The sequence below is a fragment of the Streptomyces sp. RerS4 genome, from assembly GCF_023515955.1.
In the GTDB taxonomy this organism is placed as follows: domain Bacteria; phylum Actinomycetota; class Actinomycetes; order Streptomycetales; family Streptomycetaceae; genus Streptomyces.
In genome coordinates this window covers 5,579,422-5,601,168 of record NZ_CP097322.1, presented here as the reverse complement: position 1 = coordinate 5,601,168, position 21,747 = coordinate 5,579,422, and the positions used below count along the sequence as shown (strand labels likewise).

19 protein-coding genes are annotated in these 21,747 nt (G+C 74.0%); 5 read left to right on the top strand and 14 right to left on the bottom strand.

Going from position 1 to position 21,747, the window contains the following annotated elements; translation table 11 throughout:
- Positions 1-8 precede the first annotated feature (8 nt).
- From M4D82_RS25890 to M4D82_RS25855, 8 genes are all read right to left on the bottom strand, one after another.
- Positions 9-977, bottom strand: coding sequence for an ornithine cyclodeaminase family protein (locus M4D82_RS25890; protein ID WP_249768325.1), 969 nt, complete (start codon positions 975-977; stop codon positions 9-11).
- Positions 974-2,050 (bottom strand): proline racemase family protein, encoded by a 1,077-nt coding sequence (locus M4D82_RS25885; protein WP_502989001.1) that lies wholly within the window; start codon positions 2,048-2,050, stop codon positions 974-976. The genes M4D82_RS25890 and M4D82_RS25885 overlap by 4 nt, the downstream gene beginning before the upstream one ends.
- Complete coding sequence (locus tag M4D82_RS25880; protein WP_249768324.1) at positions 2,047-3,051, bottom strand: proline racemase family protein; 1,005 nt, start codon at positions 3,049-3,051, stop codon at positions 2,047-2,049. Before M4D82_RS25880 ends, M4D82_RS25885 begins: the two co-directional genes overlap by 4 nt.
- A gap of 44 nt (positions 3,052-3,095) precedes the next feature.
- Positions 3,096-4,031: a dihydrodipicolinate synthase family protein gene (locus tag M4D82_RS25875; protein WP_249768323.1), complete on the bottom strand. Its 936-nt coding sequence runs from the start codon at positions 4,029-4,031 to the stop codon at positions 3,096-3,098.
- A gap of 74 nt (positions 4,032-4,105) precedes the next feature.
- Complete coding sequence (locus M4D82_RS25870; protein WP_249768322.1) at positions 4,106-5,620, bottom strand: FAD/NAD(P)-dependent oxidoreductase; 1,515 nt, start codon at positions 5,618-5,620, stop codon at positions 4,106-4,108.
- Positions 5,601-5,924, bottom strand: a complete 324-nt coding sequence (locus M4D82_RS25865) for a (2Fe-2S)-binding protein (protein WP_249768321.1) — start codon at positions 5,922-5,924, stop codon at positions 5,601-5,603. Before M4D82_RS25865 ends, M4D82_RS25870 begins: the two co-directional genes overlap by 20 nt.
- Positions 5,924-7,135, bottom strand: coding sequence for an NAD(P)/FAD-dependent oxidoreductase (locus tag M4D82_RS25860; protein WP_249768320.1), 1,212 nt, complete (start codon positions 7,133-7,135; stop codon positions 5,924-5,926). Before M4D82_RS25860 ends, M4D82_RS25865 begins: the two co-directional genes overlap by 1 nt.
- A 125-nt stretch (positions 7,136-7,260) precedes the next feature.
- Entirely contained in the window at positions 7,261-9,672 is a 2,412-nt protein-coding gene (locus M4D82_RS25855; protein ID WP_249768319.1) for a collagenase, read from the bottom strand.
- A 172-nt stretch (positions 9,673-9,844) separates the two neighbouring features.
- On the opposite strand from M4D82_RS25855, the gene M4D82_RS25850 reads away from it, so the two are divergent.
- Entirely contained in the window at positions 9,845-11,215 is a 1,371-nt protein-coding gene (locus M4D82_RS25850; protein WP_249768318.1) for an aminopeptidase P family protein, read from the top strand.
- Positions 11,216-11,266: 51 nt separating this feature from the next.
- Here M4D82_RS25850 and cutA read toward each other — a convergent pair whose 3' ends face one another.
- The 3 genes from cutA to M4D82_RS25835 form a co-directional block, all read right to left on the bottom strand.
- A complete protein-coding gene (gene cutA, locus M4D82_RS25845) occupies positions 11,267-11,593 on the bottom strand; it encodes a divalent-cation tolerance protein CutA (RefSeq protein ID WP_249768317.1) in 327 nt (108 codons plus the stop codon).
- A gap of 99 nt (positions 11,594-11,692) precedes the next feature.
- Complete coding sequence (locus tag M4D82_RS25840) at positions 11,693-12,121, bottom strand: RidA family protein (RefSeq protein ID WP_249768316.1); 429 nt, start codon at positions 12,119-12,121, stop codon at positions 11,693-11,695.
- Positions 12,118-13,242 (bottom strand): acyl-CoA dehydrogenase family protein, encoded by a 1,125-nt coding sequence (locus M4D82_RS25835; protein WP_249768315.1) that lies wholly within the window; start codon positions 13,240-13,242, stop codon positions 12,118-12,120. Before M4D82_RS25835 ends, M4D82_RS25840 begins: the two co-directional genes overlap by 4 nt.
- Positions 13,243-13,361: 119 nt before the next feature.
- Here M4D82_RS25835 and M4D82_RS25830 point away from each other — a divergent pair, with 119 nt between their 5' ends.
- From M4D82_RS25830 to M4D82_RS25820, 3 genes are all read left to right on the top strand, one after another.
- Positions 13,362-14,981 (top strand): AMP-binding protein, encoded by a 1,620-nt coding sequence (locus M4D82_RS25830; protein ID WP_249768314.1) that lies wholly within the window; start codon positions 13,362-13,364, stop codon positions 14,979-14,981.
- Between the two features lie 4 nt (positions 14,982-14,985).
- A complete protein-coding gene (locus tag M4D82_RS25825; RefSeq protein WP_249768313.1) occupies positions 14,986-15,786 on the top strand; it encodes a PaaX family transcriptional regulator in 801 nt (266 codons plus the stop codon).
- 227 nt (positions 15,787-16,013) lie between these two features.
- Positions 16,014-16,856 (top strand): GNAT family N-acetyltransferase, encoded by an 843-nt coding sequence (locus tag M4D82_RS25820; RefSeq protein ID WP_249768312.1) that lies wholly within the window; start codon positions 16,014-16,016, stop codon positions 16,854-16,856.
- Between the two features lie 6 nt (positions 16,857-16,862).
- Here the strand turns inward: M4D82_RS25820 and M4D82_RS25815 are convergent, their stop codons facing one another.
- Positions 16,863-19,142 (bottom strand): bifunctional salicylyl-CoA 5-hydroxylase/oxidoreductase, encoded by a 2,280-nt coding sequence (locus tag M4D82_RS25815; protein ID WP_249768311.1) that lies wholly within the window; start codon positions 19,140-19,142, stop codon positions 16,863-16,865.
- A gap of 4 nt (positions 19,143-19,146) precedes the next feature.
- Positions 19,147-19,974 carry an enoyl-CoA hydratase family protein gene (locus tag M4D82_RS25810; RefSeq protein WP_249768310.1) on the bottom strand — a complete coding sequence of 276 codons (828 nt, stop codon included), beginning with the start codon at positions 19,972-19,974 and terminating at the stop codon, positions 19,147-19,149.
- Between the two features lie 229 nt (positions 19,975-20,203).
- Between M4D82_RS25810 and M4D82_RS25805 the strand changes: the two genes are divergently transcribed.
- Positions 20,204-20,620 carry an ATP-binding protein gene (locus M4D82_RS25805; RefSeq protein WP_249768309.1) on the top strand — a complete coding sequence of 139 codons (417 nt, stop codon included), beginning with the start codon at positions 20,204-20,206 and terminating at the stop codon, positions 20,618-20,620.
- A gap of 69 nt (positions 20,621-20,689) precedes the next feature.
- Here the strand turns inward: M4D82_RS25805 and argF are convergent, their stop codons facing one another.
- On the bottom strand, positions 20,690-21,694 hold the full coding sequence (gene argF, locus M4D82_RS25800) for an ornithine carbamoyltransferase (protein WP_249768308.1): 1,005 nt from the start codon (positions 21,692-21,694) through the stop codon (positions 20,690-20,692).
- Positions 21,695-21,747 lie beyond the last annotated feature (53 nt).

Genomic DNA, 21,747 nt, shown 5'->3' with positions numbered 1-21,747 from the left:
GTACAATGTCACGTTGTGCCACGTGCTCCCGCTGCCTCGAACAGCGCGACCGCCACGGCAAGATCCTCCCAGGCCATGCCCACGCTCTTGAAGAGCTGTGGACAACCCGCCCGCCCTCCCGCCGGGATCCGCCCCGCGACCAGGTCAGCCAGGGTGGCGTTGATATGACCGGGCCCGATGGCCCCTTCCGCCTCCGGGATCAGCAGGTCCCCCGCCTCCCGCAGCGCCGCCGCGCGCGATTCCACGTACACGGCCGCCCGCCGCACCAGTGCCGTGTCCGTCTCGCGCGCGTCCGGCTCGTGCGAGCCGACGGCCACGACCACCGCCCCGTCCCGCACCAGCCGCCCGTCGAAGAGCGGTTCGCGCGCGGTGGTGCAGCAGATCACCAGGTCCGCTTCGGCCACCGCCTCCGGCGTCCCGGTGCGGGCGGCGACGCCCAGGGTGCGGGCGTGCGCCACCAGGCGCCGCGCGCGCTCCGGGTCGCGGGCCACGATCACCGCCTCGGCCAACTCCCGTACCTCCCGCACCGCTTCGAGGTGCCCGTACGCCTGCGGTCCCGACCCGAACAGCACCAGCCGCAGCGGCCGCCCGGTCGGGGCCAGGTACCGCAGGGCCAGCGCGGAGACCGCCGGAGTGCGCAGGGCGGTCAGGGCAGGGCCGTCCAGGAGGGCCAGCGGGCGCAGGGTGGGCCCGTCGAGGAGCAGGTAGCTGCCGGTGATCCGGGGCAGGCCGCGCGCCGGGTTGTCGGGCACCACCCCGGCGATCTTCACCCCCGCGTACGCGCCCGACGCCGCCGGCATCAGCAGCAGTTCGCCCCCGGGCGTGGGGACGGCGGTGCGCCGCGGGCAGGCCTCCGGGTCGAGGCCGGCGCGCAGGGCCCCGGCCAGGGCGTCGGCGGCCCCGGCGGGGGTGAGCAGACCGGCCAGGCGCTCCGCGCCGAGCTGCGGCAGCGCGGGCCCCGCCTCCGCGCCCGTCACAGGGGGAAGCCCGCGGCGAGGGCGTCGTACGGGTCGACGGTGAAGAGGTGCTCGCCGGTGCGGTAGGCGGTGCCGGTGACCTCGGTGACCCCGTCCGGCAGGATCCGGCCGGTGAACACCGTGCCCACCACCGACTCGTGCAGCAGGTCCTCCCCCGGCCCGAGCCGCCCGTCGTCCGCGAGCAGCGCGAGCCGGGCCGAGGTGCCGGAGCCGCAGGGCGAGCGGTCGATCTGCCCGTCGGCGAAGACGGTGACGTTGCGCTGGTGCGGCCCGAAGGGGGTGTCGCGCAGCTCCTCGTAGAGGATCACCCCGTACACGCCGGAGAGCAGCGGTCCGCCGGGGTGCCAGGTGGCGGGGTGGGTGGCGAGCGCGGCCCTGATCTCGCGTCCGACGCGGACCAGTTCGGGCAGGGCGGCCCGGCTCACCTCCAGGCCGAGGTCCCGTGCGGCGACCGAGGCGTAGCAGGCGCCGGCGTGCGCGATGTCGACCTCCGCCGGGCCGAGGGTGGTGGCGACGGGGACCTTACGGGCGCCCACGCGGGCCGCGACGTTGCGGAAGGTGACCCCCGTGGTGCGGCCGGCCGTCCGATGGACGGTGGCGGCGACCCGCCCCGAGGGGACGTCGATCCGCACCTCGACGTCCCCGTCGGCGGGGGCCGCCACCCGACCGGTGTCCACGGCCCACGCGCCGAGCGCGATCGTGCCGTGGCCGCACGCGGTGGACCAGCCGTCCTTGTGCCAGAACAGCGCCCCGAAGTGGGCGCCGTCGTCGTCGGGCGGTACGACGAACCCGCCGTACATCCCGGCGTGCCCGCGCGGCTCCTGCACGAGCAGGCGCCGTACGTCGTCCAGCGGGCCCCGCCGCGGGGCGGTCGCGGAGCCGCCGGCGCCGATGGCGGTGGCGCAGCGCTCGGCGACGGTGTCCCCGGGCGCGGGGGCGACGGGGTCGGCGGTGAGGTCGACGATCCGGAAGGGCTCGCCCGCCGTGTGGTAGTCGACGGCGCGCACGCCGGGCGATCCGGTCGGCGCGTTCGGTCCGGTCGGCGCGTTCGCCGCCGTGGGTCCGGTCGTCACAGCAGGAACCCTCCCGGGAAGGGGTCGGACGGGTCGAGGAAGTACTGGGCGGTGCCGGTGATCCAGGCGCGGCCGGTGATGGTGGGGATGACGGCGGGCCGGCCGCCGACGGTGGACTCGCCGATCAGTCGGCCGGTGAACCGGGTGCCGATGAAGGACTCGTTGACGAAGTCGGTGTCCAGGGGCAGCAGCCCCCGGGCGTGCAACTGGGCCATGCGCGCGCTGGTTCCCGTACCGCAGGGCGAGCGGTCGATCCAGCCGGGGTGGATGGCCATGACGTGCCGGGAGTGGCGGGCGTCGGAGCCGGGGGCGGCCAGGTAGACGTGTTTGACGCCGGCGATGGAGGGGTTCTCGGGGTGGACGGGCCGCTCGGGCGAGGCGTTGATCGCGTCCATGACGGCGAGACCGGCCGCGATCAGGTCGTCCTTGCGGGCCCGGTCGAAGGGCAACCCGAGGGCGTCGAGTTCGACGAAGGCGTAGAAGTTGCCGCCGTAGGCCAGGTCGTAGGTCACCGTGCCGAAGCCGGGGACCTCGGCCTTGAGATCGAGGCCGACGCCGAAGGAGGGAACGTTGGTCAGGGTGACGGCGGTGGCGGCGCCGTCCTCGACCCGGACGTCGACGCCGACCAGTCCCGCCGGGGTGTCGAGCCGGACGGTGGTGACCGGTTCGACGACCGGGACCATGCCCGTCTCGACGAGGACGGTCGCCACCCCGATCGTGCCGTGCCCGCACATGGGCAGCAGGCCCGACACCTCGATGTAGACGACGCCGAAGTCGGCGTCGGGGCGGGTGGGGGGTTGCAGGATGGCGCCGCTCATCGCCGCGTGGCCGCGCGGCTCGTACATGAGCAGGGTGCGGACCCGGTCCATGTGCTCCATGAAGTGGAGCCGTTTGTCGGCCATGGTCGCGCCGGGGATCACCCCGACTCCCCCGGTGATCACCCGGGTCGGCATGCCCTCGGTGTGCGAGTCGACCGCGTGGTAGATGTGGCGTGTACGCATCGGACGTCCCCTCCTGTCCTGCTCCTGCTCCGGTCGGCCGGCTGCTAGTTGAGACCCTCGGCGAGGGCCTTCTCGGTGGCGGCGCGCACGGCGGCCTCGATTTCCCCGGTGAGGGGGAAGCGCGGCGGGCGGGTGGCTCCGCCGTGGCGCCCGGCCAGGTCCATGGAGAGCTTGATGGCCTGGACGAACTCGGTCTTGGAGTCCCAGCGCAGCAGCGAGTGCAGCGACTTGTACAGCGGCAGGGCCGTGTCGAGGTCGCCGGCGACGGCGGCCCGGTACAGCGTGGCGCAGGAACGCGGGAGGGCGTTGGGGTAGCCGGCGATCCAGCCGACGGCGCCGGCGAGGGCCAGTTCGAGGAGTACGTCGTCGGCGCCGATGAGCAGGTCGAGGCCGGGGGCGAGTTCGGCGATCTCGTAGGCGCGACGGACGTCGCCGCTGAACTCCTTGACGGCGACGATGCTCCCGTCGCCGTGCAGCCGGGCGAGCAGCTCGGGGGTCAGGTCGACCTTGGTGTCGATGGGGTTGTTGTACGCGACGACGGGCAGCCCGGCGCGGGCGACGTCGGCGTAGTGGGCGCGGACGACGGCCTCGTCGGCTCGGAAGGCGTTGGGGGGCAGCAGGAGTACGGAGCCGGCTCCGGCCTCGGCGGCCTGTTCGGCCCAGCGGCGGGCCTCGGCGCTGCCGTACGCGGCGACGCCGGGCATGACGCGGGCCCCGTCGCCGGCGGCCTCGACGGCGACGCGGACGACGCGGGCGCGCTCTTCGTCGGTGAGGGTCTGGTACTCGCCGAGGGAGCCGTTGGGGACCACGCCGTCGCAGCCTTCGGCGATGAGCCAGGCGACGTGCTCGGCGTACGCGTCGTAGTCGACGCTCAGGTCCTCGCGCAGGGGCAGGGCGGTGGCGACCATGATGCCGTGCCAGGGGCGGGTGCGGGTGTCGACCTGGTCGGGACGGGGCGCGGGGGTGGGCGCGTGGGTCATGAAGGGCTCCCTAGTGTGGTGTGTGACATTTTACTAGTGGGTGTGATGCGGCCACAAGGGTCCGGGGGACCCGATCAGCGGCCGGACGGGGGAAGTTCGACGGCCGGGGCCGTATCGGCCGGCGCCGCGTCGGCCGGGGGCAGCCCCGCGAGGTGGCGCAGCGGGACCGGGCAGGACAGCGGGCGCCGGTCGGCGGACGCCTCGGCCCCGGCGAGCGCGGCCACGGCCGGCCCGCACATCCGGCCCTGACACCAGCCCATCCCGGCCCGGGTGAGCAGTTTGACCGTACGGGCGTCCCGCGCCCCGAGGTCACGCACCGCCTCGCGGATCCGGCCGGCCGGCACCTCCTCGCAGCGGCACGCGTCGGCGTCGTCGGGCAGCCAGCCGGTCCACCCGGATCCCGGGCGGTGCGCGGCGGCCATGGCCTCCGCGAAGGCGCGGAGCCGGGCGCGGGTGTGATCGAGCGCGGCGGGTACGGGCCGGCCGGCGATGGCGTGGGCGGCGATCTCTCCCTCAGCCACGGCCAGTTGGGCCCCGCCGATGCCACCGGTCTCGCCGGCGGACCAGATCCCGGGCACGGAGGTGCGCTGCGCCGCGTCCAGTTCCAGGGCGACGGTGCCGTCGGGGGCGGGGCGGGTGGCGCAGCCGAGGCCGGTGGCGAGTTCGAGTTGGGGCACGAGCCCGTGGCCGACGGCGAGGGCGTCGCAGGGGACGCGTCGGGCGGTGCCGGGCACGGGACGCCAGTCGCGGTCGAGGCGGGTGAGGGTGACGGCCTCGACACGCCCGTCGCCGTGGGCCTCGGTCACCGCGTGCCGGGTGAGCAGGCGGATGCCCCGGCGCAGCAGGGCGCCGCCGTACGTGGCGCCTTCGGCGAGTTTGCCTGGGTTGCGCAGCAGGGTCGCGCAGCGGGAGGCGTAGGCCGTGTAGGAGGCGGCCTCGACGACGGCGGGTACGGTCGCGCCGGCGGCGGCGAGCGACCCGGCGACGGCGAGCAGCAGCGGGCCGCTGCCGGCGACGACGATCCGCCGGCCGGGCAGGACGAGGCCCCCCTTCAGCATGGCCTGCGCCCCGCCGGCGCCGACGACCCCGGGCAGGGTCCAGCCGGGGAAGGGCAGTTGGCGCTCGTAGGCACCGGTGGCCAGCAGCACCCGGCGGGCGCGCAGGGTCGCCGCGGCCTCCTCGGAGCCGGCGACGGCATGCAGGGTCGCCGCGGCCTCCTCGGAGCCGGCGACGGCATGCAGGGTCCAGCCGTCGCCGTCCGGGAGCACCGTCCAGACGTGGTGCAGCGGCAGGTACGTGACCCGGCCGGCCGACACGTGGGCGCGCAGGGCGGCTTCACGCGTGGCGAAGGCCCGCCAGTCGTGGTGCAGGGCCTGGGGACGGGCGGCCCCGAGGCCGGGGGCGGGGTGGCGGTAGTACTGGCCGCCGGGGCGCTCCCCCGCGTCGAGCAGGACGACCCGCAGGCCGAGGTCGGCGGCGGTGACGGCGGCGGCGAGGCCGGCGGGACCGGCGCCGACGACGGCGAGGTCGCTCCCGCTGTCGTGGGCGGGGGCGTCGGCGCGGTCCGGTTCAGACGGCGAGGTCGGCATGGCCGGTGCCCTCCTGGGTGGTGACGGCGTCCCCGGGGCGGGCCGGGACGAGGCAGGCGCGCTGGTTGGGGCGGCCGTTGACGGTGACGAGGCAGTCGTGGCAGGAGCCGATGCCGCAGAACGCCCCGCGCGGGGCGCCGCCCTCGCGGGTGGTGCGCCAGGCGAGGATCCCGGCGGCCCACAGCACGGCGGCGACGGACTGGCCGGGCAGGGCGGGCAGTTCCCGCCCGTCGAACGTGACGGTGTGGGCGGGCCCGGGGCTGCCGCCGACCAGGGAACGGGGGCTGCGGCTGCGGCTGCGCATCAGGGGTTCCTCCTCGGAACGCTACGGGATTCGGCTCCGCCCGACCCCTCGGCCGCGGCCTCCTCCCGTGCGGCCTCCTCGAACCGCTCCGGGCGGAACGACCGCGGGGACAGCGGGGGCCGCGCGCCCGTGAGGGCGGCGGCGAGGAGCGCGCCGGTGGCGGGGGCCAGGCCGATGCCCGCGCCCTCGTGGCCGCACGCGTGGAAGAGTCCGGGGACGCGGGGGTCGGGGCCGATCGCCGGGAGGTGGTCGGGGAGGTAGGGGCGGAAGCCGTGGTAGGTCCGCAGGACGCGGACGTCGGCCAGGACGGGGAAGAGCGCCGCCGCCTGGGTCGCGAGCCGCCGCAGGGCCTCGGTGGAGAGGCCGCGCGCGAAGCCGACGCGCTCACGGGTCGCGCCGATCAGCACGGGACCGGCCGGGGTGCCCTCGACCACCGCAGAGGACTGCAGGGCGGCGGAGTCGCTGGCCACGTTCGCGACGTAGTCGGCGGCGTAGACCTTGTGCCGGACGACCCGCGGCAGGGGTTCGGTGACGAGGACGAAGCCTCGGCGGGGCAGGACCGGGAGGGTGGTGCCGGCGAGGGCGGCGACCTCCCCGGCCCAGGTGCCGGCCGCGTTGACCACGGCCGGGGCGAGCAGGGTGCGGGCGCGGGTGCGCACCCCGCGCACCGCGCCGCCCGAGCGGAGCACCTGCGTGACCTCCTCGCCGAGGTGGACCTCGGCGCCGGACGCGGCGAGCAGCCGGGCGGCGGCCTGCGCGGGCTGGACCTGGGCGTCCTGCGGGTAGAGGAATCCGCCGGCCGGGCCCGGGGCCAGGTGGGGTTCGAGCTCGCGCAGGGCGGCGGACCCCACCTCGACGGCCTCGACCCCGGCGGCGCGCTGGCCGTCGGCGAAGGCGCGCAGGGCCTTCAGGGTGGCCTCGTCGGGGGCGACGACGAGGCCGCCCTTGGCCTCGTACTCCGTCTCGGCGGGCAGCACGTCGGCCAGTTCGCGCCACAGGCGGGTGGACAGGAGCGCGAGGTCGAGCTCCGGTCCGGCCTCCTTGTCGGAGACGAGGAGGTTGCCCTCCCCGGCGCCGGTCGTGCCGCCGGCGACGGGGCCGCGGTCGACCACGGCCACGGAGAGTCCGGCGGCGCGGGCGTAGTACGCGCAGGCGGCTCCGACGACACCGGCGCCGATGATCACGACGTCGAAGGATGGAGTCTGGGACACGGCAGTAATATGTCACATTCTTTAGAAGGTTCCCAGGGTCTACGCCGACCGGCGCACGGTGCGTACCCCGGGCCGGTCCCGCCCCCCGTTCGGGTCGGGACCGGCCCGGGTCCGCTGCGGCCGGGTCAGCCGCGCAGCGGGCCCTCACAGCTGTAGGAGGAGCTGCCCGCGGTCTTGTTGGCCCAGATGTCAAGCGGCCCGAAGGAACAGTTCATGTCGGCCAGGTTGTTCGAGGCCGCGCCCGCCCGGTCGAGGATGAAGTAGTCGACCGTCTCGGACATGTCCTTGAAGTTCTGGTCGTCACTGCGCCAGTTCTTCAGGTTCGCGGTGATCCGGCCCGTGCAGGTGAAGCGGCGCTTGCCGGGCTCGCCGTTCTCCACGCAGTCCGGCGTGTTGTACGTGGCCGTCGCGAAGGAGGACTTGACCGAGGCGAGCGCGGAGTCGCGCAGCCGGTCGTTGGGGGTGAAGGTGGTGTTCGGCACGAACAGCTGGTCGACCTTGGCGATCTGCGCGTCCAGGAAGCGGTTGTAGTCGCGCTGGAGGTAGGTGTCCGAGCCCAACCGCACGCGCCAGGCGTCGTAGCCGGCCACGTCGTTGTTGCGCAGGTGGGTGTACATCTCGCGCAGGGCGGAGGGCTTCTCGGTCCAGAGGAACTCGAAGAAGGTGCCGGCGTAGCTGTAGAAGCGGAATCCGTCGCCGTCGTAGGTGGCGTTGAGGATCTGCTGCACCGTCATGCGGGGGCCGCCGCCGGCGGTGTCGTTGATGATGCTCTTGACCAGCGACTTGCGCACGGCGACGCCGTTGTCGCGGGTGGCGCCGTCGAAGAACTCCGCGGTGCCCTCGTCCATGGCGGTGGTGCGGTCGCCCTCGTACCAGGGGCCCTGGCCGAAGAAGCCGGGGACGGCGAAGCGGCCGTTGAGGTAGTGCGTGTACTCGTGGCGGAAGAGCTCTTCGAGGGTGAGCGAGGAGTCCTGCGGGACGCGGCGCTGGTAGGTGTAGAAGGTGGCGCCGTTCTCGATGTAGATGCCGCCGTTGTTGGTGTCGTAGCCGGTCAGGATCGGGTGGTAGTTCTCGTAGTCGGCGCGGGAGGCGTACAGCACGATGTTGAGGGTGCTGTTCGGGTCCCCGGCGAGCGGCTGGTCGGTGCCCACGACGCGGTGGAACTGCGCCTTGACCTGCTTGCTCGCGTAGTAGAGCTGGTCGACGGTGGCCCGGTCGAGGGCGGTGCGGACCTTGATGGCGCCGTTGTCGTAGGTGTAGGTGTACGGGAAGATCTGCTTCTCGATGTCCTCCTTGCAGACCCCGTACGGCTTGCAGGCCTCGTAGAAGTTCAGCCAGGAGACGAGCTTCGCCCACGGCTCGCTGCCGAAGTTCGTCTTGACGGGCCCGAGCATCGCGCCGAGGTCGGCGACGACGGCGTCCCGCAGGCCCGCGACCTGGCCCATGCGGCCGTACTCGCCGAGCGCGTCGCGCACCACCCAGGCGTTGCCGGTGCCCTTGAGGTGGGTGTAGCCCGCGAAGGCCTTGAAGGCCTGGCGGTACGCCGGGTCGGCGGCGACCGCCGCGTGGAAGGCCGTGTCGTCGTTGCCCGGGTAGACGCCCAGGTAGTTGGTGGACAGCGCGGCGAGGACGGCGCCCGCCCAGCCGGCGTCGCGGTTGGTCTCCTGGTGGGCGGGGTCCATGGTGGCCAGGACCTTCTTGATCAGTCCGAGCTGGTGCTGGCGCAGGCCGGGGCCGGCGGCGTAGAGGGCCTCGCGCAGGGTGCGGGCGTTGGAGGGGGTGACGTCGAAGGTGCGCGCGGCGTTGCCGAAGTCGTCGATGGCCTTGCGGACGGCGGCGACGGTCGGGGCGTCGGTGGTGTCGATCTCGTCGCGTGAGAAGTCGTGGTAGGCGACGGCGTGCAGGTAGGTGAACATCTCCTCCAGGTGGGAGGAGTTACGGCCGTCGTGGGCGGCGGCCAGGGTGGATATCCGGCGGGCGACCGCCTGGACGTGGGCGTCGGACATGACCGGTGCCAGGCGGGCGTCCCAGGTCCATATGAGGCCGCGCAGACAGCCGTCGGCGAGGACGGCCTGGTCGCCGAGGAAGTCGGCGAACTGCTCGGGGCTGAGGTTCTTGATCCCGTCGAGGGTGCAGGGGACGCCGGCGGCCACGCTCTTGGCGGTGGGCGCGGACTGGGCGGTCGCCGCCTCGCGGTTCTTCTCCGCGCGCTCGGCGGAGGCGGTGGAGCTCGGCGTGGACGCGGCCGGGGCGGCGCCTGGTATCCGACCGTCGGTGACGGCCGTGCCGCCGGGGGCCGGGGCGGGCGCCGGTACGAGCTGCTTGGCGTCGGCCACGCGGTCGACCTCGTCGAAGGGGTTCGGCGCGGTGGCGCCGGGGGCCCCGGAGGCGAACGTGGCGGAGGCGGAGGCGCCGCCCGCCGCGACGGGGGTGCCCCGGTCGGCGGCCTGGGTCACGGCCTGGCCGGCGGTGGCGAGGAGGGTGACCGCGACGGCGGCGGAGAGGAGAGACGTACGCACAGCTCTGTGCTGGGACACCGAAAGCTCCTGAGAGGGAGGGGAGGTGGGGGAAAAGTGCCTGAACTGCCCTGCTTCACGCGGCGTTTGACGGGGATTAACGTGCCGCGGTGTGAGCTGTAACATAGTAATGTGAAATTGCACTGGCAAGACCTGTGCACCCACCAGTTCAGCGCTTCTTGAGGGAGCCTTCGTGACAGAGACCCACTCCCGCCTCAACATCGGCAGCCACGACCTGCCGGTATCGGACGAGTTGTCCCGCTTCATGGCGGGGAATTGGGCGGCCTCACCGCTTTCCACCTCCGCACGCGTCGCCGCCCACTCCGTCACCCCCGCCCGCCGCGCCCGGCTCTCCGCGCGGTTCCCCGGCGAGCGGCTGGTCATCCCGGCCGGCGAGCTGAAGGTGCGCTCGAACGACTGCGACCACCGCTTCCGGCCGCACAGCGCGTACGCCTGGCTGACCGGACTGACCGGCGAGGACCAGGTGGGTCACGTCCTGGTGCTGGAGCCGTCGGGGCCGCACGGCCACGAGGCGGTGCTGTACCTGCGCCCGCGCTCACCGCGCGCCGACGGCAACGAGGAGTTCTACCGCGACCGCCGCTACGGCGAGTTCTGGGTGGGCCGCCGCCCCGACCTGGCCGAGGCCGAGAACCTGACCGGCATCCGCTGCGCCCACCTGGACACCCTCGGCACGCCGCCCGCCCGCCACGCCGACTCGGACGCCGAACTGGCCGCCGCCCTCTCCGAACTGCGGCTCGTCAAGGACGCCTGGGAGGTCGAACAGCTCCAACTGGCCGTCGACCACACCGCCGCCGGGTTCGAGGACGTCGTACGGGCCCTGCCGCGCGCCCTGACCCACCCGCGCGGCGAACGCTGGATCGAGGGCGTCTTCGGCCTGCGCGCCCGCGCCGAGGGCAACGGCACCGGCTACGACACCATCGCCGCGTCGGGCGCGCACGCCTGCGTCCTGCACTGGATCCGCAACGACGGCCCCCTCGACCGCGACCACCTGCTGCTGCTCGACGCGGGGGTGGAGACCGACACCCTCTACACCGCCGACATCACCCGCACCCTCCCGCTGTCGGGCCGTTTCTCGCCGGTCCAACGGCAGGTCTACGAACTGGTCCTGGCCGCCCAGGAGGCCGGTATCGCCGCGCTGCGCCCGGGGGCGAGCTTCCGGGACTTCCACCGCGCCGGGATGCGGGTCATCGCGGAGGGCCTCATGGAGTGGGGGATCCTCAAGGACGCCGAGGGCGACCTCCACCGGCGCTACACCCTGTGCAGCAGCGGCCACATGCTGGGGCTCGACGTCCACGACTGCGCGAAGGCGCGGGCCGAGACGTACCTGGACGGGGTGCTGGAGGAGGGCCAGGTCCTGACCGTCGAACCGGGCCTGTACCTCCAGCCCGACGACGAGACCCTCCCGGCCGAGCTGCGCGGCATCGGCGTACGCATCGAGGACGACCTCGTCATCACCGCCGACGGCGCCCGCCTGATGTCGGGCGCCCTCCCCCGCACGGTGGCGGGCATCGAGGAATGGATGGGAGCCCTGATGGACAGCTAGGTCGTGGTGTCCGGCGCACGCCGTGGTGGCCCGACAGTCGGTCCCCGACGCTCACTCCTGGACCGTCTCGTCGTTCACCCAGTCGAGGTACTTCGCACTGCCGGTGACCAGGGGAACGCCGACGATCTCGGGAGTGTCGTATGCGTGCTTGTCGGTGATGGACTTCGCGAGCCGGTCGAAGAGATCGGCGCGCGTCTTGAAGTCCACCCGCCACTCGCTCTCGCTCCGCACCTCACCCTCCCACCGGTACACGGAGCTGATCGGATACACCTGCGCGCAGGCGGCCAGCCGCTCGCGCACGACGGCGGTCGCGAGGGCGCGGGCCTCCTCCTCCGACGCGTGGGTCGTGGTCACCACGATGAAGTCACGGCTCGTCATACCGGGCAGCGTAGGCCGTGCCGGGGGCGCGACGAGGGCCCCCCGGCGAGGCCCGGCACCAGGGCCCCGCGCGCCCCGGCCCGATCCACGGCACACCCCCTACGGGAGCATCGCGATGCCGTCCAGTTCGACGAGGGCTTCGACGTCCCACAGGCGGACGACGCCGACCACCGCCATCGCCGGATAGTCCCGGCCCGCCAGGCGACGCCAGATGCGGCCCAGTTCGGGGGCGTGCGTCCGGTACGCCTCCACGTCCACCGCGTACACCGTCACCCGGGCCAGTTGCGCCGGGGTGCCGCCGGCCGCCGCGAGGGCCGTGAGCAGGTTGGTCAGGGCGCGCTCGAACTGCTGCGGCAGGTCCTCCCCCACGACCTTGCCGGAGGCGTCCAGGGCGGTCTGCCCGGCGAGGAACACCAGCCGGCCGCCCGTGACGGTGGCGGTGACGGCGTGCGAGAAGCCCGTCGCGGGGGACAGCTCCTCTGGGTTGATCCGCTCCAGGCGGCCGACGTCGCGGCGGTCGGGGTTCATCGGGCGGCCGCCTCTCGGTACAGCTCCTTCGCGATGATGCCGCGCTGGACCTCGCTCGCTCCCTCGTAGATGCGCGGGGCGCGCACCTCCCGGTACAGGTGCTCCAGCAGGTGGCCGCGCCGGAGCGCGACCGCCCCGTGCAGTTGGACGGCGTGGTCGACCACGTACTGGGCCGTCTCGGTGGCGAGGAGTTTCGCCATGGCCGCCCGCCTCGGCACATCGGGGGCGCCCCTGTCGTACGCGCCCGCCGCCGCGTACACCAGCAGCCGGGCCGCCTCGGTGCGGGTGGCCATCTCCGCCACCCGGTGCGCGACCGTCTGGAGGTCGGACAGGACCCCGCCGAAGGCGGTGCGGTCGCGGGTGTGGGCCAAGGTCGCGTCCAGGGCCGCCCGCGCCATCCCGACGGCGAACGCGCCGACGCTCGGCCGGAACAGGTTCAGCGTCCGCATCGCCACGGCGAAGCCCTGGCCGGGCTCGCCCAACACGTCCTCGCGGTCGACCGGCACCCCGTCGAAGGACAGGGACCCGATCGGGTGCGGCGAGAGCATGTCCAGGGGCCGACCCGACAGCCCCGGGCGGTCCGCCGGCACCAGGAAGGCCGTGATGCCCTTGGCTCCCGGGGCCTCACCCGTGCGGGCGAAGACGGTGTAGAAGTCGGCCTCGGGGGCGTTGGAGATCCAGCACTTCTCCCCCCACAACCGCCAGCCGGACCCGTCGGGCCGCGCCGCCAACGCGAGCGCCGCCGCGTCCGAGCCGGCGCCCGGCTCGGACAGCGCGAACGCCGCCACCAGCCGCCCCGAGCGCACTCCCGGCAACCACCGCTCCCGCTGGGCCCCGGTGCCCGCGCGCAGCACCGGGTCCGCTCCCAGGCCCTGGAGGGCGAGGGCCGTTTCCGCCTCCGTACAGCCGTAGGCGAGGGATTCCCGCAGCAGGCACAGCTCCAGCGCCCCCGAGCTGAACACCCGCTCCAGCAGCCCCAGTTCCCCGAGGGCGGCCAGCAGCGGCCGGTTCACCCGGCCGGGCTCGCCCTTCTCGGCGAGCGGTTTGAACCGCTCGACCGCCAGGGCGCGCAAACGGCCGCACCATTCCTCTTCTTCCACCCCGAGCGCGAATCCGGTCATCCGAATGCCCCAGTCTTATCGCGTCCTGTTGACTGCCGTCACCATCACGATACGCTTTGAAGGCGACCGCACGGCCGGCTCCACCCCAATTCCGGACGTTGCAAGGGGGCGAACCCGCCTTGGAGCTCAAGCCTTCCGCTCACGCCGACACCTTTGCCCGCGACCACCTGCCACCCGCGCACGCCTGGCCGCGGCTGCTGTTCGAACTGCCCGAGTTGGCCTATCCGGACCGGTTGAACTGCGGCACCGAGCTCCTCGACGCCACCATCGAGCGCTTCGGACCCGACCGCCCGGCCTTGCGCGCCGGCTCCGGGGAGGTGTGGTCGTACGGGGAACTGCGCGAGCGCGTCGACCGCCTCGCCCACGTCCTCACCACCGATCTCGGCGTGGTCCCCGGCAACCGGGTGCTCCTGCGCGGCCCCACCGGCCCCTGGCTCGCCGCCTGCTGGCTGGCGGTGATGAAGGCCGGAGCGGTGGCCGTCACCGTCCTGGCGCAACAGCGGGCCCAGGAACTGGCGACGGTGTGCTCCATCGCCCGGGTCCAGCACGCCCTGTGTCACACCGACGCCCTCGACGACCTGACCAAGGCCCAGGTGCCGGGCCTGCGCATCACCGCCTACGGGGGCCGGGAACCGGACGACCTGCTCCGGCTCGCCGAGGCACACCCCGAGCCGTACCCCGCCGTCGACACCTCCGCAGACGACGTCGCACTCATCGCCTTCACCTCCGGGACCACCGGGCGCCCCAAGGGCTGCATGCACTTCCACCGCGACCTCCTCGCCATCGCCGACACCTTCTCCCGCCATCTCCTGCGCCCCCGCCCCGACGACGTGTTCGCCGGCAGCCCGCCCCTCGGGTTCACCTTCGGTCTGGGCGGACTGATCGTCTTCCCCCTGCGCGCCGGCGCCTGCGCCCTGCTGCTGGAGCAGGCCGCGCCCCGACAACTGCTGCCCGCCCTGGCCGAACACCGGGTGACGGTCCTGTTCACGGCGCCCACCGCCTACCGGTCGATGCTGGACACCCTCGGCCCCTACGACACCGGCGCCTACGACCTGTCCGCGCTGCGCCGCTGCGTCTCGGCCGGCGAGAACCTGCCCACCGCCACCTGGCAGGCCTGGTACGCGCGCACCGGCCTGCGGATCATCAACGGCATCGGCGCCACCGAGCTGCTGCACATCTTCATCTCCGCCGCCGACGAGGACATCCGCCCCGGTACCACCGGACGGGTGGTACCCGGCTGGCAGGCCCGCGTCGTCGACCCCTCCGGGCGGCCCGTCCCCGACAACGAGCCGGGACTGCTGGCCGTGCGCGGCCCGGTCGGCTGCCGCTACCTGGCCGACCCCCGACAGGGCGAATACGTCCAGGACGGCTGGAACCTGACCGGCGACACCTACGTGCGCGACCCCGACGGGTACTTCCGCTACGTCGCCCGCGCCGACGACATGATCATCTCGTCCGGGTACAACATCGCCGGCCCGGAGGTCGAGGAAGCACTGCTGCGCCATCCCGACGTGAGGGAGGCCGCCGTGGTCGGCCGCCCCGACGAACGGCGCGGCCAGGTCGTGGTGGCCTACGCCGTCCCGCGCGACGGAGTGACCCTGAGCGAGGAGGCGCTACGGGCCTTCATGCTGGGCGAACTCGCCCCGCACAAGTGCCCCCGCTCCTTCGTCTTCGTGCCCACACTGCCCCGGACCCCCACCGGGAAACTGCAGCGCTTCCGCCTGCGCGATCTAAAGTGAACTCGTGGTCGAGCAGCACACTCCGCGATCCCTGATCGTCACGTTCTACGGCGCCTACGGGCGGGCCTTCGAGGGGCCCGTGCCGGTGTCCGCGTTGGTCCGCCTGCTGGGCGCGGCCGGCGTCGACGCGCCCTCCGTCCGCTCCTCGGTGTCCCGGCTGAAGCGGCGCGGCTTCCTGCTGCCCGCCAAGGCGGCGGACCGCTCGGCGGCCTACGCGCTCTCCGACGAGGCGCGGCAACTGCTGGACGACGGCGACCGGCGGATCTACGGAACCACCCCCGTGTCGCAGGAGTGGCTCGTCGCCGTCTTCTCCGTCCCCGAGCAGGAGCGCCACAAGCGGCACCTGCTGCGCTCGCGCCTGGCCCGGCTGGGCTTCGGAGCGGTGGCCCCGGGGGTGTGGATCGCCCCGGCCCAGGTGGCCGAGGAGACCGGACACACCCTGGAGCGGCTGCACCTCACCGCCTACGTCGAACTCTTCCGCGGCGCCCACCTCGGCTTCGCCCCCACCGCCGAGGCGGTGGCCCGCTGGTGGGACCTGACCGCGCTGGCCAAGCAGCACGAGGAGTTCCTCGACCGGCACGAACCGGTGCTGCGCGCCCTCCAGTCGGGCCCCGAGCCCACCCCCGCGGCCGCCTACCGGGACTACCTCCAGGCCCTGGACACCTGGCGCCGGCTGCCCTACGCCGACCCGGGCCTGCCCCGTGACCTGCTGCCCTCGGACTGGCCCGGCGACCGCGCGGCCGCGGTGTTCACCGAACTCCACACCCGACTGCACGCCATCGGCGCCCGCTTCGTGAACCCCTGAGTGCGTGGCCGCCAGACCCGCGTGAGCGCCCCCGTGAGCATTCATGGTTCCTCCTCGTCCGGGGCCCGCGAGGGCCCTTCGATACCGCTCCCTGTCCACACACCCCAAGATCCCAGCGCCCCGGGGCCCCGCCCTCCCCCGCGCGGGGGGACCCCCTCCCCCACGCGGGGGAGAAACCCCCGGGAAATCCCGATGCGACCCGGCACGGCGCCCCGACACCATGGGGCATGACCTGGACCTTCAGCACTGATCTGGCGGCCTATCTCGCCGCCGCGCGCCCCGCCCTGGCCGCCCGGCCCGTCCTCGACACCTCCCTCCTGACCGTCACCGACGCCCTGGAGCGGCGGGGCCCCGCCGCCTACGGCCCCGCAGCCCCGCTCTTCGGCTGGTGGAGCGCCCCGGACGGCTCCGTCGCCGGAGCATTGCTGCACACTCCGCCCTTCCCGCTGCTGCTCGGCGTGGTGCCCGACGAGGCGGTCCCGGCGCTGGCGGCCGCCCTCGCCGGCGAACCGCTGCTCGCCGGGGTCGACGCGGTCAACGCCCGCCGCGCGGACGCGCGGCGCCTGGCGGCCGCCCTGGGCGGCCCGTCCCGGGTGGTCGAGGAGAACCGGCTGTTCCGGCTCACCGCCCTGGCCGCGCCGGACCCCGCCCCACGCGGGCGGGCGCGCCCCGCCACCGAGGCCGACCTCCCCCTGCTGCTGGAGTGGAACGAGGCCTACGACGCCGAGATCGGCTCGCCCGGCGCCGGCTCCGAGGCCGGCCTGCGCGACCGGATCTCGTACGGCGGCGCCCTGCTCTGGGAGCACGCCGGGACCCCGAGGGCCCTGGCCGCCTTCTCCCGCCCGATCGGGTCGACCTCCCGCGTTCAGCAGGTCTACACCCCGCCCTCGGAGCGCCGTCGGGGCTACGCCGCCGGGGTCACGCACGCCGCGAGCCTGGCGGCGTACGCGGCCGGGGCGGCCGAGGTGCTGCTCTTCACCGACCTGGCCAACCCCACCAGCAACGGCGTCTACCGCCGCCTCGGCTTCACCCCGATCGAGGACCGCGTCCAGCTCGCTCTGGACGGCTGAGCCCGCCTACCCCCGCCCCGTCGGCGGCTTGCGGCTGCCGGCCCGGTACGGAGCGGGCCACGGCGCGGCCGGGCCCGCGTACTCCTGGTCGGCGGCGGCGTGCAGCGTCCAGTGCGGGTCGTACAGGTGCGGCCGGCCGAGCGCGCACAGGTCCGCGCGGCCCGCCAGCAGCAGCGAGTTGACGTCGTCCCAGGACGAGATCGCGCCGACGGCGATCACGGGAACGCCGAGCGTGTTGCGGATCTGGTCGGCGAAGGGGGTCTGGTACGAGCGCCCGTACTCCGGCGCTTCGTCCGGGACGACCTGCCCCGTCGAGACGTCGACGGCGTCCGCGCCGTGCTCGGCGAAGGCGGCGGCGATCCGCACGGCGTCCTCGGGCGTGGTGCCGCCGGGCGCCCAGTCGGTCGCGGAGAGTCGGACGGTCATCGGACGCTCCTGCGGCCACACCGCGCGGACGGCGTCGAAGACCTCCATTGGGAAGCGCAGCCGGTTCTCCAGCGGGCCGCCGTAGGCGTCGTCGCGGTGGTTGGTGAGCGGGGACAGGAAGCCGGACAGCAGGTAGCCGTGGGCGCAGTGCAGTTCGAGGAGGTCGAAGCCGCAGTCGGCGGCCCGGACGGCGGCCGCCGCGAAGTCGGAGCGGATGGCGTCGAGGTCCGCGGCCGTCAGGGCGCGCGGCACGGCGGACACGCCCGGCCTGTAGGGCAGCGGGGAGGCTGCGGACACGCTCCAGTTGCCTTCCGGCAGCGGTTCGTCCATGCCCTCCCACATGACGCGGGTCGAACCTTTACGCCCGGAGTGCCCGAGCTGTACGCCGAGGGCCGCGCCGGGCGCGGAGGTGTGGACGAAGTCGACGATCCGTTTCCAGGCGCTCGCCTGCTCCGCCGTCCACAGACCGGTGCAGCCGGGGGTGATGCGGCCTTCGGGGCTGACGCAGACCATCTCCGTCATGACCAGCCCGGCGCCGCCGAGGGCGCGTCCGCCCAGGTGGACGAGGTGGAAGTCGCCGGGCAGGCCGTCCTGCGCCGAGTACATGTCCATCGGCGAGACCACGACCCGGTTGCGCAGTGTCAGCCCGCGAAGGGTGAACGGCGTGAACATCGGCGGCACGCGCTCCCCGGTCCCCGTCCCGAACTCCCCCTCCGCGTCCCCGCGGCCGAAGTCGCGTTCCACCGCCCGGGTGAAGCGGGCGTCGCGCAGCCGCAGGTTCTCGTGGGTCACGCGCCGGCTGCGGGTCAGCAGGTTGAAGGCGAACTGTCGGGCCGGCTGGTCGACGTAGACCTCGATCTCCTCGAACCACCGCATGCTGGCCGCCGCCGCCCGCTGCGTACTGGCGACGGCGGGCCGGCGCGCCTCCTCGTACGCCGCCAGCGCCTCGGGGACCTCCTCGCAGGCGGCCATCGCGTCCGCCAGGGCGAGGGCGTCCTCCACGGCGAGTTTCGTGCCGGAGCCGATGGAGAAGTGGGCCGTGTGGGCGGCGTCGCCGACCAGGACGACGTTGCCGTGGGACCAGCGCTCGTTGACGACGGTGCGGAACCGGGTCCAGGCCGAGCGGTTCCCGCGCAGCGGACGTCCGCGCAGCGCCTCGCCGAAGATCTTGGCGCAGCGGGCCGCGGACTCCTCCTCGTCGCACAGGTCGAAGGCCGCCGCCCGCCACACCTCCTCGCGCATCTCGACGATGACGGTCGAGGAGTCGGCGGAGTACGGGTAGCCGTGCAGCTGCATCACGCCGTGGTCGGTCTCCGCGATCTCGAAGCGGAACGCGTCGAGGGCGAAGTCGGCGGCCAGCCAGATGTAGCGGCAGCGCCCGGGGACGATGCTGGGCCGGAAGTGGGCGGCGCCGCTCTCGCGGGTGCGGCTGTGCACTCCGTCGGCCGCGACCACCAGGTCGTACGTGCGCGCGAGCGCCCACGCGTCGGGGGCCTCGGTGTGGAAGCGGAGCCGGACCCCGAGGCCGGCGCAGCGCTCGTGCAGGATCTCCAGGAGCCTGCGGCGGCCGAGGGCGGCGAAACCGTGGCCGCCGGAGGTCAGCAGCCGGCCCCGGTGGACGATCTCCACGTCGTCCCAGCGGACGAACTCGGCGCCGAGGGCGGTGTGGACGGCGGCGTCGGCCCGCTCGATGCCGCCGAGGGTCTCGTCGGAGAGCACGACGCCGAAGCCGAAGGTGTCGTCGGGGGCGCCGCGTTCCCACACCTCGACGGTGTGCCCCTGCCGGGCCAGCAGCGCGGCGGCGTACAGTCCCCCCGGTCCCCCGCCCACGACGGCCACCCGCATCGCGCGAACGGACATGTGGCTACCTGCCCTTCCACTCCGGCGGCCGCTTCCCGGTGAAGGCGGCGTGGAACTCCGCGTAGTCCTGGCCGTGCATCAGCAGGGCCTGGGTGTTGGCGTCCAGCTCCACGGACGCGGCCAGCGGCATGTCGAGCTCGGCCGTCAGCAGGGCCTTGGTCTGGGCGTGGGCGAGGGTGGGTCCGGCGGCGAGCCGGGCGGCCAGCTCGGCGGCCCGGACGTCGGCCTTGCCCTCCTCGACGAGCTCGCTCAGCAGTCCGATGCGCTCGGCCTCGGCGGCGCGTACGGGTTCTCCGAGCATCAGCAGCCGGGTCGCGTGGCCGAGGCCGACGACCCTGGGCAGCAGGTAGGCGGCGCCCATGTCGCCGCCCGAGAGGCCGACCCGAGTGAAGAGGAAGGCGAACCGGGCGGTGGGGTCGGCGATGCGGAAGTCGGCGGCGAGAGCGAGGACGGCGCCGGCGCCGGCGGCCACCCCGTGGACGGCGGCGATCACGGGGAAGGGGCATTCGCGGACGGCGCGCACCACCTGGCCGGTCATCCGGTTGAAGTCGAGCAGTTCGGCGGTGTCCATGGCGAGGGTGGCGCCGATGATCTCGTCCACGTCCCCGCCGGAGCAGAAGCCGCGCCCCTCTCCGGCCAGGACGAGCGCGTGCACGGAACGCTCACGGGACAGTTCGGCGAGCAGATCGCGCAGGTCGGCGTAGGCGCCGAAGGTGAGCGCGTTCAGCTTCTCGGGACGGTCGAGGGTGACGGTGGCGACGCCGTCCTGCCGGGTCACCCGCAGGTGGCGCCACCGTTCGGTCGCTGGTGTGGAACCGGTGAAGGGGCTCACGTCTTCGACGGTATCACCGACTGGTGACCACCGTCACAGAAACGCGACACGATGCGGTCCCGCGCGCTTGGGCCGGGGTGCCCTGCGGGGCCCTGAGGGCGGTTCGTATCGTTGAAAGCGGGAGTTCTTTTCTTGGCCACCTACGGCACCTACGCACACCCCTCCCGCGCACCACCGGTACACACCCCGCCCACCCGCCCCACGACCCCCGGATCGGACGGACCCCGCCGTGCCCGACGCCTCCGCCTGGCGGATCGCCCTCCCGCACACGAGCGCGGCCGTCCCCATGGCCCGCGCCCTGGTGCGCACCGCCCTCACCGAGACCGATCCGTCGGCCGACCGCGACACGGCGGAGCTGCTGACCGCCGAGCTGGTGGCCAACGCCGTCGAGCACACCGCGGGCGGGGCGTCGATCGAGCTGGTCGTGGCGCTGCCGGCGGACGGCGGCGGCTGCCAGGTCGAGGTCCACGACGGCGATCCCCGGCCGCCCGGCGACCTGACCGCCCGCGCCGACGCGACCCACCCCGACCCCTGGCAGGAGCACGGGCGCGGCCTGCTGCTCGTCCGGACCCTGAGCTCCGCCTGCGGTCACCGCCGCACCGAGCACGGCAAGGCCGTCTGGTTCACCCTGCGGGCCCGCGCGTGAGGCCGCCGCGTCCCGGCCGCCGCGCGTGAGGCCGCCGCGCGCGACGCCGCCGCGCGCGACGCCGCTCGCCTACGGCTTCGCGAGGAGCGCGACGAGGACGGCCTTGATCGTGTGCAGCCGGTTCTCGGCCTCGTCGAAGACGACCGAGTGCGCGGACTCGAACACCTCGTCGGTGACCTCCAGCGAGTCCAGCCCGTGCCGCTCGTGCACCTCCCGGGCCACCTTCGTGCCCAGGTCGTGGTACGCGGGCAGGCAGTGCAGGAACTTCACGTCCGGGTTCCCGGTGGCGCGCAGCACGTCCATGGTGACGGCATACGGGGCCAGGGCCGCGATCCGCTCGTCCCAGACCTCCTTCGGCTCGCCCATGGACACCCACACGTCGGTGGCCACGAAGTCGGCCTGCGCCACGCCCTCCGCGACCTCCTCGGTCAGGGTGACGCGGGCCCCGCTGACGGCGGCCAGCTCACGGGCCTTCTCCACGACCTCGTCGGCCGGCCAGTAGGCCTTCGGCGCCACGATCCGTACGTCCATGCCCAGCAGGGCGCCGGTCACCAGGTAGGAGTTGCCCATGTTGAAGCGGGCGTCGCCCAGGTAGGCGAAGGCCACGCGCTCCAGCGGCTTGGCGCAGTGCTCGGTCATGGTGAGCACGTCGGCGAGCATCTGGGTGGGGTGCCAGTCGTCGGTGAGGCCGTTGAAGACGGGCACGCCGGAGTACGCGGCGAGCTCCTCGACCGCTTCCTGGCTGTCGCCCCGGTACTCGATCCCGTCGAACATCCGGCCCAGCACCCGCGCCGTGTCCTTGATCGACTCCTTGTGGCCCATCTGGGAGCCGGCGGGGTCGAGGTAGACGGTACGGGCGCCCTGGTCGGCGGCGGCGACCTCGAAGGCGCAGCGGGTGCGCGTGGAGGTCTTCTCGAAGATCAGCGCGATGTTCCGGCCCTGGAGGCGGGGCCGCTCCGTGCCGGCCTTCCTGGCGGCCTTGAGTTCGGCGGCGAGCTCGATCAGGCCGCGGAACTCGGCGGCGGTGAAGTCGAGCTCCTTGAGGAAACTGCGGCCGTAGAGGTCGCTGGCCATGGGTCACTCCAGGGTGGCACTGACAAGGGATAGTGAAAGTATATACGACACCT

Bases quoted from the DNA above. Each gene is read 5' to 3' on its own strand.
- M4D82_RS25880 (WP_249768324.1), bottom strand. From the start codon at position 3,051: ATGCGTACACGCCACATCTACCACGCGGTCGACTCGCACACCGAGGGC.
- M4D82_RS25875 (WP_249768323.1), bottom strand. From the start codon at position 4,031: ATGACCCACGCGCCCACCCCCGCGCCCCGTCCCGACCAGGTCGACACC.
- M4D82_RS25870 (WP_249768322.1), bottom strand. From the start codon at position 5,620: ATGCCGACCTCGCCGTCTGAACCGGACCGCGCCGACGCCCCCGCCCAC.
- M4D82_RS25865 (WP_249768321.1), bottom strand. From the start codon at position 5,924: ATGCGCAGCCGCAGCCGCAGCCCCCGTTCCCTGGTCGGCGGCAGCCCC.
- cutA (WP_249768317.1), bottom strand. From the start codon at position 11,593: ATGACGAGCCGTGACTTCATCGTGGTGACCACGACCCACGCGTCGGAG.
- M4D82_RS25840 (WP_249768316.1), bottom strand. From the start codon at position 12,121: ATGAACCCCGACCGCCGCGACGTCGGCCGCCTGGAGCGGATCAACCCA.
- M4D82_RS25835 (WP_249768315.1), bottom strand. From the start codon at position 13,242: ATGACCGGATTCGCGCTCGGGGTGGAAGAAGAGGAATGGTGCGGCCGT.
- M4D82_RS25820 (WP_249768312.1), top strand. From the start codon at position 16,014: ATGACCTGGACCTTCAGCACTGATCTGGCGGCCTATCTCGCCGCCGCG.
- M4D82_RS25815 (WP_249768311.1), bottom strand. From the start codon at position 19,142: ATGTCCGTTCGCGCGATGCGGGTGGCCGTCGTGGGCGGGGGACCGGGG.
- argF (WP_249768308.1), bottom strand. From the start codon at position 21,694: ATGGCCAGCGACCTCTACGGCCGCAGTTTCCTCAAGGAGCTCGACTTC.